11 protein-coding genes are annotated in these 12,059 nt (G+C 31.2%); 8 read left to right on the top strand and 3 right to left on the bottom strand.

Annotated features, from left to right (window positions below):
• Positions 1-35: 35 nt before the first annotated feature.
• The 5 genes from D4Z93_RS05305 to D4Z93_RS05325 all read left to right on the top strand — a co-directional run bounded on the left by D4Z93_RS05305 (position 36) and on the right by D4Z93_RS05325 (position 4,202).
• A complete protein-coding gene (locus D4Z93_RS05305) occupies positions 36-1,946 on the top strand; it encodes an NAD(P)/FAD-dependent oxidoreductase (protein WP_119971026.1) in 1,911 nt (636 codons plus the stop codon).
• Between the two features lie 111 nt (positions 1,947-2,057).
• Positions 2,058-2,522: a GreA/GreB family elongation factor gene (locus tag D4Z93_RS05310; protein WP_119971028.1), complete on the top strand. Its 465-nt coding sequence runs from the start codon at positions 2,058-2,060 to the stop codon at positions 2,520-2,522.
• Positions 2,523-2,552: 30 nt separating this feature from the next.
• On the top strand, positions 2,553-3,251 hold the full coding sequence (locus D4Z93_RS05315) for a histidine phosphatase family protein (RefSeq protein ID WP_119971030.1): 699 nt from the start codon (positions 2,553-2,555) through the stop codon (positions 3,249-3,251).
• Between the two features lie 95 nt (positions 3,252-3,346).
• Positions 3,347-3,724 (top strand): BMC domain-containing protein, encoded by a 378-nt coding sequence (locus tag D4Z93_RS05320; protein WP_119971031.1) that lies wholly within the window; start codon positions 3,347-3,349, stop codon positions 3,722-3,724.
• A 10-nt stretch (positions 3,725-3,734) separates the two neighbouring features.
• Positions 3,735-4,202 carry a EutP/PduV family microcompartment system protein gene (locus D4Z93_RS05325; RefSeq protein WP_119971033.1) on the top strand — a complete coding sequence of 156 codons (468 nt, stop codon included), beginning with the start codon at positions 3,735-3,737 and terminating at the stop codon, positions 4,200-4,202.
• 59 nt (positions 4,203-4,261) lie between these two features.
• Here the strand turns inward: D4Z93_RS05325 and D4Z93_RS05330 are convergent, their stop codons facing one another.
• The 3 genes from D4Z93_RS05330 to brnQ all read right to left on the bottom strand — a co-directional run bounded on the left by D4Z93_RS05330 (position 4,262) and on the right by brnQ (position 7,175).
• Entirely contained in the window at positions 4,262-4,753 is a 492-nt protein-coding gene (locus D4Z93_RS05330) for a DNA-deoxyinosine glycosylase (RefSeq protein ID WP_119971035.1), read from the bottom strand.
• 42 nt (positions 4,754-4,795) lie between these two features.
• Positions 4,796-5,437 (bottom strand): chloramphenicol acetyltransferase, encoded by a 642-nt coding sequence (locus tag D4Z93_RS05335; protein ID WP_119971037.1) that lies wholly within the window; start codon positions 5,435-5,437, stop codon positions 4,796-4,798.
• Positions 5,438-5,813: 376 nt separating this feature from the next.
• Complete coding sequence (gene brnQ, locus D4Z93_RS05340; RefSeq protein ID WP_119971039.1) at positions 5,814-7,175, bottom strand: branched-chain amino acid transport system II carrier protein; 1,362 nt, start codon at positions 7,173-7,175, stop codon at positions 5,814-5,816.
• Between the two features lie 251 nt (positions 7,176-7,426).
• On the opposite strand from brnQ, the gene D4Z93_RS05345 reads away from it, so the two are divergent.
• The 3 genes from D4Z93_RS05345 (at position 7,427) to D4Z93_RS05355 (ending at position 11,932) form a co-directional block, all read left to right on the top strand.
• On the top strand, positions 7,427-8,140 hold the full coding sequence (locus D4Z93_RS05345) for a DUF1287 domain-containing protein (RefSeq protein ID WP_119971041.1): 714 nt from the start codon (positions 7,427-7,429) through the stop codon (positions 8,138-8,140).
• Positions 8,141-8,440: 300 nt separating this feature from the next.
• Positions 8,441-9,262, top strand: coding sequence for a sulfurtransferase (locus tag D4Z93_RS05350; RefSeq protein WP_119971043.1), 822 nt, complete (start codon positions 8,441-8,443; stop codon positions 9,260-9,262).
• A 198-nt stretch (positions 9,263-9,460) separates the two neighbouring features.
• The gene (locus D4Z93_RS05355; RefSeq protein ID WP_119971045.1) at positions 9,461-11,932 is read left to right on the top strand and encodes a GxGYxYP domain-containing protein; all 2,472 of its coding nucleotides are present in this window, start codon (positions 9,461-9,463) and stop codon (positions 11,930-11,932) included.
• Positions 11,933-12,059 lie beyond the last annotated feature (127 nt).

A 12,059-nucleotide genomic window follows, 5' to 3' on the forward strand; every position in this document is an offset into this window, starting at 1 on the left:
TATAAAATAAAACTTAGGTAAAGGAGAGAGGAAGTTTGAAATTATTTGATAGGACACAAATTGCAGGTATGAAGCTTAAAAATCGTATTGTTATGGGCCCGATGGGAACAACAGGTGAAGCAGATGGAGCATATTGTAGAGAAGCCATTAATTATTTTGAAGAAAGAGCTAAAGGTGGAGCAGGACTTATTATTACAGGTGCTAATGTAGTTACAACTAAATATGAAGCACGTCCTTGTACGGAACTTAGCAATTTTCATCATGTTGAACGTTTGAACATGCTTATAGAAAGATGCCATCACTATGGAGCAAAAGTATGTGTGCAAGTTTCTCCAGGATTAGGACGTCAACAGTTTACGGATCCGTTTACACCTCCTTATTCAGCAAGTGATTGCAGTGCATTCTGGTTTCCTTCATTGAAATGCAAGCCATTTTCAAAAGAGCAAATTCATGATATCGTTAACAAGATTGGATATTCTGCAAGTCTTGCTAAGATGGCAGGCGCAGATGCAGTAGAATTACATGCTTACGGTGGATACCTGTTAGATCAATTTCAGTCAAAACAATGGAATACACGTACTGATGAATATGGTGGAGAGCTAAAAAATCGTATGAGGTTTACTCTTGAGTGTATAGATTCTATGCGTAAGAATGTTGGAACTGACTTTCCTATACTTGTAAAATTCACACCTGTGCATCGTGCTAAAGGTGGGCGTGAACTTGAAGAAGGTCTTAAAATGGTTAAAATACTTGAAAATGCAGGTATAGATGCCATTCATGTTGATGTTGGCTGTTATGAGGTTTGGCATAAAGCAATATCTACAGTGTATGAAAAAGAAGGACATCAAATGGATGTTGTAGGAGCAGTTAAAAAAGTGGTTTCATTACCTGTGCTTGGACAAGGTAAGATGTTTGATCCGGAGAAGGCAGAAAAAGCTGTAAGTGATGGAAAAACAGATTACATTGTATTAGCACATCAAATGCTGGCAGATCCAGCCTGGGCAAACAAGGTTAAGAAGGGAAATACTATGGATATAGTTCCATGTATAGGATGCAATGAGTGTTTATTGGCCGGATTTTCAGGCAAACATTATTATTGTGCTGTAAATCCACTATGTTACGCAGAAAAAGATTATATGCTTCCTGAGAAAACTGATATTAAAAAATCTGTACTAATAATAGGCGGCGGACCTGGAGGAATGTCAGCAGCTATTACAGCGGCAAAACGTGGATTTAATGTAGAGTTGTGGGAAAAATCATCAAGATTAGGCGGCAATCTATGGCCAGCAGGACTTCCTACATTTAAACATGATGTGTTGAATCTTATAAAATATATGGAACGTCAAATATTGAAACTTGGAGTTAAGGTAGTACTAAATAAGGAAGCAGTTGAGGAAGAAGTTTTAGATGGCAAATACGACAAAATTATACTAGCTACTGGATCAAAACCATTTATGCCGCCAATTTCAGGAATTGAAAATTCAGTTCCTGCGAATGATTATTTACTGGGGATCAAAAAACCTGGTAAGAGGGTTGTTGTAATTGGAGGTGGACTTGTTGGCTGTGAAACTGCAGCATATATGAAGGAAACTTCTGAAAAAGTGACTATTGTAGAAATGTTAGAGGATATCTTAGCAATATCAGAACACTGCCTAAATAATGATCAGGCATTGAGAACTATGATTAAGGAAAGAAATATAGATGTAGTTGGAAGTGCAAAGGTAATTAAAATAACTCCAGATAGCGTAATTTATATAAAGAATGATAAAGAATATACACTTGAATGCGATACAGTAATTATTGCATCAGGATATCGTTCAAACAATGAATTAGAAGATAAACTTCAAGATAAGGTTGAGAATTTAACGGTTATTGGAGATGCAGGAGCTCCACGAAAAATTCTTAACGCCATTCATGAAGGATATCACGCAATTCGTGTAATGTAAGTAAGAAATTAAAGTGCCGTTTTAATCAATTTTAAGACGGTACTTTAATTTTATTTTACTCCTACATATTGTATAATGATAACATAATATATGATAGGGAGGGTATCCTTTATGAAGAATATATTGACAGAGGAAAATATTAAGAAATTGCAAGAAGAATTGGATTATAGAATGACTGTAAAAAGGGCGGAGATAGCGAAAGAAAAATTAGTAGCTGCTGCACATGGTGATAGGTCCGAAAATGCTGAATATAAAGAAGCATGTGCTAATTATAGAGAAAATGATAATAGAATTCAATATTTAATGAGTATGATTTCAACTGCAACTGTGATTGACGGTAAAAATATAGATAAATCAATAATAGGAATTAACAGTAAGTTTAAAATTAAATTTATAGAGGGTGAAGATGAAGAGGTTGTATCATTAGTAACTACATTAGATGCAGATCCAGAAAATATGTTTATAAGCATAGAATCGGATTTAGGAAAAGCGTTAAATGGTAAAAAAGTTGGTGATGTAGTCGAGGTGGAGGCCCCTGCTGAAAAATACTCAGTAGAAATATTAGAGATATTATAAAATAGTTAATTTTTATATGTGGAGGGAAACATGGGGTGTAGAATTGTTTTATATTTAATGAGACATGGACAGACTATATTGAATAAAGCTAATAGAACCCAGGGATGGTGTGATGGGGTATTAACAGAAAAGGGAATAGAAGTAGCTGTAAATACAGGTATTGGACTTAGCAATATAAAATTTAAATCTGCTTATAGCAGTGATTTGGGAAGAGCAATAAATACAGCACGAATTGTTATAAAAGAAAATAAGGTAAGTGGTAATCTTAAGCTCAAAGAATTGAATGGACTTAGAGAAGTGTATTTTGGAAAGTACGAAGGTGAGATTCAGGACATAATGTTTGGTGATATACTAAATTATTTAAATGTTAAATCTGTTGAGGAAGCGGAGGCAAAATATGAATTTCAAAGAGAATACTGTAACTCATGTGCAGTACTGGATGATACAAATGAAGCTGAAGACTATGATACAGCAATAAAGAGAGCCATGAAGACTTTGGATGATATATGTAGAGAAAATTTAAAGCTTGATGGAGGAAATGTACTTATAGTAGCTCACGGTGGTATAATGAGGCTTATTATTGATTATTTAGATAAAAGCTTTAATATAAGAGATATAGATAATTCGAGTATAGCTAAGATCATTTATGAATCTGGAAAATATAAAGTTGAATCTGTAAATGATACAAGTTATTCTAAAATGGGTTCTAAAATTAGAAATAGTAGGTAATTTTTATACTAAAGGATTGCATAGTTGACAATTGTGCTCTACAAGCATAACATTAAATCTGTGTAAGTCAAAATAAGTCGAAAGGAGGATGCTTTATGGAGAAAAAAAGTATATTAGACATGGAAGGAAAAACAAGACTTATTCAAGAGACAGTTCCAGGTAAGCAGATTACTATCGCACATATAATTGCAAGTCCAGATGAAATTATATATAAAAAATTGGGACTAGATCCTGCAGTTAATTATGAAAAAGCGGCAATTGGTATACTGACAATGTGTCCAAGTGAGACTACGATTATTGCTGGAGATATAGCTAATAAAACTGCGGACGTAGATTTGGGATTTATAGATAGATTTAGTGGAACTTTAATTATAACAGGTGGAATTTCAGAAATTCAGGCTGCTGTTACATCCATTATAGAATATTGTAAGAATAATCTTGGATTTACGGTATGTGGGATAACAAGAACATAGGTGATAATATATGAGAAAGATAATTCTATTTGGCAGAAGTGAATGTGGGAAGACTACACTCATGCAAGCTTTAAGAGGTAAGGATATTTCATATCATAAAACTCAGTATATCAATAATTTTGATGTTATTATTGATACACCTAGAGAGTATGCAGAGAATAAAGATTTAGCTGCTGCACTGGCGTTATATACATATGAAGCAGATGTAGTCGGATTGTTAGCTAGTTCAATAGAACCCTATTCACTATATCCGCCTAATATTACTCCGAGTGTAAATAGAGAAGTTATAGGTATAGTGACACAAATAGATCAACCTAATGGTGATCCAAAACGTGCAGAAAGATGGCTCAGACTTGCTGGATGCAAGAAAATTTTTTTCGTCAGCTCCTACACAAAAGAAGGGGTATGGCAAATTTTAGACTACCTTAGGGAAGATGGAGATATTATGCCTTGGGATAAGGACAAATCCAAGCAATAATTTAATATATTTGTTGAAGTAAATGAAGAAATTGGGTATAGGTTTATGTAGAATGAAATCTATACCTTAATTAGGATATTTTTCCATCTGCTAAGTTTGCTTTCAAAGGGAACAGTGTGGGCGGGACTTGTTGATGGTAATTTGCAGAATGTTATATAAATGTATTGTTTAAAACCTACTTTTCTTTTAAATGTTTCATAGGATTTATTTCCGTTAAAGAAAACATATTTAATATTTGGATACTTTTTAAATAAAGTCTTAAAATCATTAGGAATTTCATTCTTTATATTTGAATCTAGGCTTCCCTCCCTAGAACATACACCTATAACGTCCCAAAGAGCAATGTTTTTTTCCATAAGGAATTCTATTCTTTTGTCATATGATTTTAATGGTGTAAGATTATATAGTGAAAATATTATTTTCCAAAATTGATTTCTTTTATTTGCATAATACTGTTTTTTATTTAATGATTCAACACTGGGCACTGAACCCAATATTAAGATTCTTGAATTTCTATCTATTATTGGTTTAAAGGATTGTATATTTCCCAAGATGGTCACCCCTCATATGTTAACTACTACAAAAATTTTGCTTTAAAGATCAAATTTGTTTATTGTTTTTTGGATGTTGTTAATAAGTTTGCTAACATGATATCCATCAGCTGCTGCATGAGATATTGTAACAGTAAATGGCATCAGCCATTTCCCGTTTTCCTCATGATACTTCCCGTATGTTATAATTGGCATGAGCGCAGGTTCAGTGCTACTTGTGTATGTTGAGTATCCTGTGAAATTAAGCCATGGCACACAGGATATACAGTAGAAGTTTGGAGGCTGATTTGGTTTGATTTTTACGCCTTTTAAACCTGAGTATTTTTTCATATCTTGTCTATAGTTATCGTAGAATTTATAAAAATCCTGTGTATATTCTGACCACATGTCTGAAAATGTGTGATCATCATTATGAAAAATTGTGTAATTAGGATGAACAATATCATATATGACAAGTTGATGATTTTCTTTAAGCCGTATTTTAAATTCTTTCATAGAATTAATATTGAAACTAACGCAATAAATAAAGGATGGATAAAATTTGAGCCCATTTTTATTTAAAGATTTTTTAAATAAGGTAATATCTAGATTTGCAGTAACGCTGTAACCACATTTTAATTGTTCAGTATAATATTTAAAGTGATCACTTCTCTCCCATTTTTTCATATCAACTATATGAAACATAATTATTACTCCTTTAGATATTTATTCTAATCATCTCTCCTTAATTATATCATAGTTTTTAACATTTATATGGTTTGTAAATGAAAGCTTAACTTATATGCGGGGAAATATATACAGTCTTTGGTAACCTGGAAACTTCTAAAAAATTTTTAGGATGATAGCCCTTTGGTTTACAAAAATTATGAGTATTTATAGTAAGACTAATAATTTCAATAGATTAGAAGATTGAATTGAAAAAAATAAATTTAAAAGTTAGTTTATGCGCAGGAATATGTTACTAAAATGAAAGTATTTTTGGTACTGAAGTTTGGTAACATATCCCGGAGTGTAAACTAACTTTTGGTGCAATTATTCTATAAATGTATGGTTACAAATATTAATTATTGAATACATTTTTTTTACTGCGGGCAATCGCAATAATTAAACCTATTAAAAATCCCAAAAATGCTGGTAATATCCATCCAAGTCCATAGTCAAAGCCTGGAAGATATAAGTGAGCAAAATTGACAAGCTGTGATATTAATCCACTCTTTGAAAGCGAATCAGGGAGCGCTTTACAAAAATCAAAGAATGCAGCAATGGATGTTAAGATTGTAGTAAACCTATATATCGTGCTCTGCTTATGGATAAGAGGGTTAAGCAAAGATAATATAATTAGAGTTATTGCCAGAGGATATAAAAACATAAGAACAGGTATAGATAGTTGTATAATTGTATTTAATCCAAAGTTGGCAACTATAAGCGAACATATTGTAAATACTACTGTATATTTTTTATAGGAAATGGATTTTGGAAACATTTCACTAAACATTTGAGAACAAGAAGTAATGAGACCAATAGCTGTCTTTACACAAGCAACTGTTACAATAGCTGCAAGCAATATTTTTCCGATGACTCCAAAATAATGATTACTTACCATAGATAAAATGATTCCACCATTATCAGCACGGTTTATACTTCCCAAACTTGTAGCTCCCATATAGGCCAGGGATGCATAGATAAATGTCATAGCAATAATACTCACTACACCTGATTTACATGTTTCGATGGCAATAGAGGTTGGATTTTTTATACCTAATTTTCTTATGTTAGAAATAATTATAATTGCAAAGGCTAAAGAAGCCAAGGCATCCATTGTATTATATCCATCCAGAAAACCGGTAAATAATGGTTGAGAAACATATTTGCCTTGGGCCGCATATTGACTAATTTGTCCCATAGGTTTTACGAAAGTTACAATTAATAGAATTGATAAAAGTACCAAGAAGATTGGGGTTAAGTATTTACCAATCCAATCTAAAATTCGACCAGGTTTTAATGAAAAATAAAGCGCAAAAATAAAAAACATTAATGAAAATATAAATAGTCCTATTTTTAAATAATTGTCAGAAATAAACGGATGAATTCCTATCTCAAATGCAACTGTAGCAGTACGTGGAATTGCAAACAGCGGTCCAATTGTGAGATATAAAAGGCAAGTGAATATTTTTGCATAACTTTTATTAACAGGGCTTGCCATGTCAAGTAAATTTTCACTTCTTGAAAGTGCCGAAGCGACTACACCTAAAATAGGTAATCCTACACCTGTAATTAAAAATCCAATAGTTGCTGCTAAAGTATGATTTCCGGCTTCCTGCCCCATTTGAACAGGGAATATTAAATTGCCTGCCCCAAAAAATAGTCCAAATAATAATGAACCTATCAAAAGGTTTTGTTTAAAAGTTAATTTTTGTTCCATAAATAGTCCCCCTAAGATACTTGAAAAAATTTAGTTTGTCAATTAATGCGTCTTTTCTGATGTTTTATAAAAATAAAGATGTATTAATGCCTAATTAGTCGTTTTTATAGATTATTTGCGATTAATACACATAAGAATATCATAGTTACTATTTAAATGCAATATATCTTTCTACTTATCAAAATAGTGCACTTTTAAAGTGAAAGATAAAATGTTATAATCATCTGGAAAAATTAATTAAGGAGGCAAATATGGTGAAAAAGTTTTTAATCTCAACTATTTTTTGCATCATATTGTCAGCAATAGGTATTGGATTTTATATACACAAAAGTTTAAATAGTTATGATATAAAGCCTAAGAATACTAATATTATAAAAAATAAAGAAACACTAGATGAAAAATTAGACAAATCAATAATATTAGTAAATTCAGATAAAAATAAAAATGGTATAAAGGATCAAGAAGATATACTTCTTGGTGCAAGGAAGGAAGCAAGGAATAAGGTAAAGTATAAAAGTGCATATTATGTTGGCGGGTATCCGCCTGACAATGAAGGTGTGTGTACTGATTTAATCTGGAGGGCATTTAAAAATGCCGGATATAATTTAAAGGATGAGGTGGATTATGATATAAGAAATCATCCAGATGCCTATAAAAAAGTTGAAGGAAAACCTGACCCTAATATAGATTTTAGAAGAGTTCCTAATTTATATATATATTTTAAGAGGAATGTTAAAAATGTAACTACAACATTAAAGCCCAATGATTTAGATAATTTAAAAAATTGGCAGCCTGGAGATATTGTAACCTTTGATAATAGAGAGCATATAGCTGTTGTCTCTGATAAAAGGAGAGCAGATGGAGTTCCGTACATAATACATAGTGTACCTCCATATGCTAGAGAAGATGATGAGCTTATGCACTGGATGCCAAAGATAACAGGTCATTTTAGGATTGTAAAATGACTTATAACATTTTGTTTAGTGATAGTTTTTCCAGCATTTATCACATGTTAAACAACAACGTGTAGCAAAATTGGGGCAATGACCATAGGCATTGTATCCACTTGCAGCTGTCGATTTAGAGTCATAGGCTATATTTTTCAGCCAGTTTAATATATTGTTTTTTGTTTTTTTAAGTTTCAAAAAATCACCTTCAATAATATTAAGATTATGTTTCGTAATTAGTATAACATTTTAAACTAATGAATTCTGTAACATATGATATGAAATAAATTAATTTTTTAATAGATAGGAGGAGTTAAAATGAAAAATTTTGTAACTACCGAATGGCTAAAAAAACATATTGATGATGAAAATTTAGTCATTGTAGACTGTAGGGGTGATCTGCTTGATAAGGGATATGGAAAGATGGTTTATGAGAAAGGGCATTTAAAAAGAGCTCAATTTATAGATTTGAGTGAGCAGTTATCTTCCAGTGAATGCAGTAAGCATGGTGGAAGAAATCCTTTACCTGAAATTAATGATTTTAAAAATACAATTGAGAATCTTGGAATAAGCAATGATACTGTAGTAGTGGCTTATGACGAATATAAAATTGGATCTGCAGCAAGATTTTGTTGGATGCTAAGGTTTGCAGGACATAAATTCAATTACGTCTTAGATGGCGGGATAGATAAATGGATAAGTGATGGTAATGTTCTTTCAGTAGATGAACCTAAGGTATTAAAAAAAGGTGTATTTGAAGTAGACATAAATGAGGATATAAAGGTCAATATGGAATATGTTAATAAAGTAAAATTTAATTCTGAAGTATCAATAATTGATTGTAGGACGAAAGTAAGATATAGAGGGGAGAACGAACCGATAGATAAAATAGCAGGGCATATAAAAGGGGCTGTAAACTATTATTGGAAAGACAATCTAAACAATGACAATACTATTAAAGTTATATCCTATTTAAAGGAAAAGTTTAATAGCTTGTTTGATAAAAAAGAAGTTATAGTATATTGTGGTTCCGGTATAGATGCTGCTTTTAATTTTTTAATATTAGACGAGATTGGCATAAAGGCAAGATTATATGTTGGAAGCTGGAGTGATTGGATAACTTATAAAGAAAATATTTAATGTAATTTAAATTTATAATTGAGATAAAGCTGCTGCATTATTTGATTAATGCAGCAGCTTTATTTTTTTGTATGTTTAAGCTGATATTTAAAATTATTTTAAAATATCAGCTTAAATTAGTATAAAAGTAATTTTGTTGTCCAATACTAATTTTATAAAAATTTATAAATATTTTATTTGAAGGAGGAGTGAAAAAAGTTGAACAAACGAATAAGAGTATTTATTTATTCTGTAGTGACATTTATTCTAGTAGGCATAATATCTCTATCATTATTAAGCGGAGCGGCTCCTTTAGAAACTTTCAATAGAAAAAAGGATGTAAATTTATCTCTGGAATTATTTGCGGGAAAAAATATTTTGCAGGGAAAATTTCGAAAAACATCAGATTTATCTGCTGTAGAGGATAAAAATTTAAATCTCAAGGGACTTAATGAACTTAATATTTCGGGCAGTAAGCAGTTTGATGTAAGTACTCTTCCTATTTTAGTAAAAGGAATAGGTACGTCACTACCTGTAACGGTTGTAGATTTAAGACAGGAATCTCACGGTTTTGTAAATGAATTTTCAGTTAGTTGGGTTGGTGAAAAAAACAATGCAAATGTAGGTCTGACTAGAAAACAGGTGCTGGCAGAGGAAGCTAAAAATCTTAAAAGCATAAAACTTAACGAACCTTTAACATTTTATAATCATCCTAAAAATACTATAATACCAACAAAAGTTCAAGATGAAGATAAGCTTGTAAAATCAAATAACTTGTCTTACAAGAGGATTACAGTTAGAGATGGTGGAATACCAGAAGATGATATGGTGGATTATTTTGTTAAGTTCGCAAAAGAACAGTCTAAAAATTCTTGGCTTCATTTTCATTGCAAACAAGGTATGGGTAGAACAGGAACTTTTATGATTATGTATGACATGATGAAAAATTGTAATGAAGTGAGTGCAGAGGATATTATAAAAAGAGAGCTTGCATTAGGAAATTATGATGAAGAACAGGTTAAATCTTTTAAAAACAATGAAAGAATGAATTTTTTACAAAAGTTTTATGATTACTGCAAAGAAAACAGTAATTCATTTGATGTAAAATGGAGTAAGTGGAAAGGTAGTAAAAATACAACAACAACATCTTCTATTGTTTTGAATAATAAGACACAAAAAATTTCTGGTTATGTAAAAAATCCTATCCTTCCTGAGAAATTATATGTAATTTCTCAGGATTTAATGACTAATGCAGAAAAGACAATGATAGCAAGTCTTCAGGGAATAGTTAATGGACATACTACTTCCCAAATATATACACTTAGTTCTTCTCAGCCGGATTACGGAGTATGGCTTAGCGATTTAAATAATAATTATAAAATACCATATGAAAAAATTCAAGATCCATGGCAGTTATTAAAAATTTATAAAGATAAGATAGACGGATATATACTTTATAGTAACAAAAATTCTAAAGATCCTTCAATAAATAATGCTTGTTCTCTTGCATCGCTAAATAATTCTATAGTTGTTGACGAGTCAATAGAATCTAAGGTAATAAATAACGGGATTACAAAAATTAATGGTGACTGCAGAAATACAGATCAGAATTGGGCCTATAATAATTTATGGAATAAGGGGTTAAATCATTCTACTGTGATTCAAATTTCCCCTGATAAAGCTGCTCCATTGAGAGATTATGCTATAATGAGCAAATCGCTTGTATTCTATGAAGATAGTATAAATAAGACAGCTTTGAGAGAAAAAGTTTTTTTATCTATGGAGGGTAATTCCGTCTGTATGGGATGGGGACCTGATGAATTTATAAATGTTAGTATAGCATCAAAGTGTGGTACAAGTTTGGTTGCTGCAGACTGGTCATATAATCTAACTGTATTAAGTGCTTTTCCATTACAGGATATTGTAATAAAACCTGACTCTATGCTTTCTCAAAAGGGAAACTTTCATTATGTTACATTTATAATGTCTGACGGGGACAATCAGCAGTGGAATTTAGGGAGCAATTATACCTCTGATAAATGGTATGGTTATAGTAACCGAGATAAACTTTCTTTGGGGTGGTCTATGAGTCCATCTATATATTATTTAGCGCCTACTGTATTTAAGATGTACTATGATAGTATAAGTAATGAAGATAAATATAATAATTTTATTGTAGCTCCTTCTGGAAATGGATATATGTATCCGAGTAAATTTAAGAGAAGTAAGTTAAATACATATATTAATGTACTAAATGATTATATGAAAAGATCAGGAGAAAGATATATTTCTGTTATAGATGATATGTCTTTTAATAATGTCGATCTTTGGAATAAGTTTACTCAAAAATCTAATATAGATGGAATATTTTATCTTGATTATAAAAAACATGATAATTTCAAAGGACAGATAGTATGGTCTAATAATAAACCAATAGTATCATGTAGAGATCTGCTGTGGGACAACATCGAGTCGGAGGATGAATTGGTTAAAAAAATTAATAGCAGAGTGGATTCAGGTGAGGTAAATGAATCAAATTCTAAAGCATATACCTTTGTCTATGTTCATGTTTGGAGTAAGAGCACTGAAAATGTTAATTATGTAATAAATAAATTAAAAGCAAATCCAAATGTAAAGGTAGTTACACCTGAGGTATTTATGAAATTAATTAAGGATAGTGTAAAACATTAAAAATCTTTATTGATAGCAATTCCAATTTTACCCATAATCGACATAAGCAATGAAAAATATTTGACAAAAATAATAAAAATAATTATAATATATGAGTGTCAGCCGTTATTGTACGGCTATTGATTAT

The organism is Clostridium fermenticellae, from assembly GCF_003600355.1.
Lineage (GTDB): Bacteria > Bacillota > Clostridia > Clostridiales > Clostridiaceae > Clostridium_AV > Clostridium_AV fermenticellae.

What these genes read in the sequence shown, in the direction of transcription:
- D4Z93_RS05310 (WP_119971028.1), top strand. Translation starts at nt 2,058, where the DNA reads ATGAAGAATATATTGACAGAGGAAAATATTAAGAAATTGCAAGAAGAA.
- D4Z93_RS05315 (WP_119971030.1), top strand. Translation starts at nt 2,553, where the DNA reads ATGGGGTGTAGAATTGTTTTATATTTAATGAGACATGGACAGACTATA.
- D4Z93_RS05320 (WP_119971031.1), top strand. Translation starts at nt 3,347, where the DNA reads ATGGAGAAAAAAAGTATATTAGACATGGAAGGAAAAACAAGACTTATT.
- D4Z93_RS05325 (WP_119971033.1), top strand. Translation starts at nt 3,735, where the DNA reads ATGAGAAAGATAATTCTATTTGGCAGAAGTGAATGTGGGAAGACTACA.
- D4Z93_RS05335 (WP_119971037.1), bottom strand. Translation starts at nt 5,437, where the DNA reads ATGTTTCATATAGTTGATATGAAAAAATGGGAGAGAAGTGATCACTTT.
- brnQ (WP_119971039.1), bottom strand. Translation starts at nt 7,175, where the DNA reads ATGGAACAAAAATTAACTTTTAAACAAAACCTTTTGATAGGTTCATTA.
- D4Z93_RS05345 (WP_119971041.1), top strand. Translation starts at nt 7,427, where the DNA reads ATGGTGAAAAAGTTTTTAATCTCAACTATTTTTTGCATCATATTGTCA.
- D4Z93_RS05350 (WP_119971043.1), top strand. Translation starts at nt 8,441, where the DNA reads ATGAAAAATTTTGTAACTACCGAATGGCTAAAAAAACATATTGATGAT.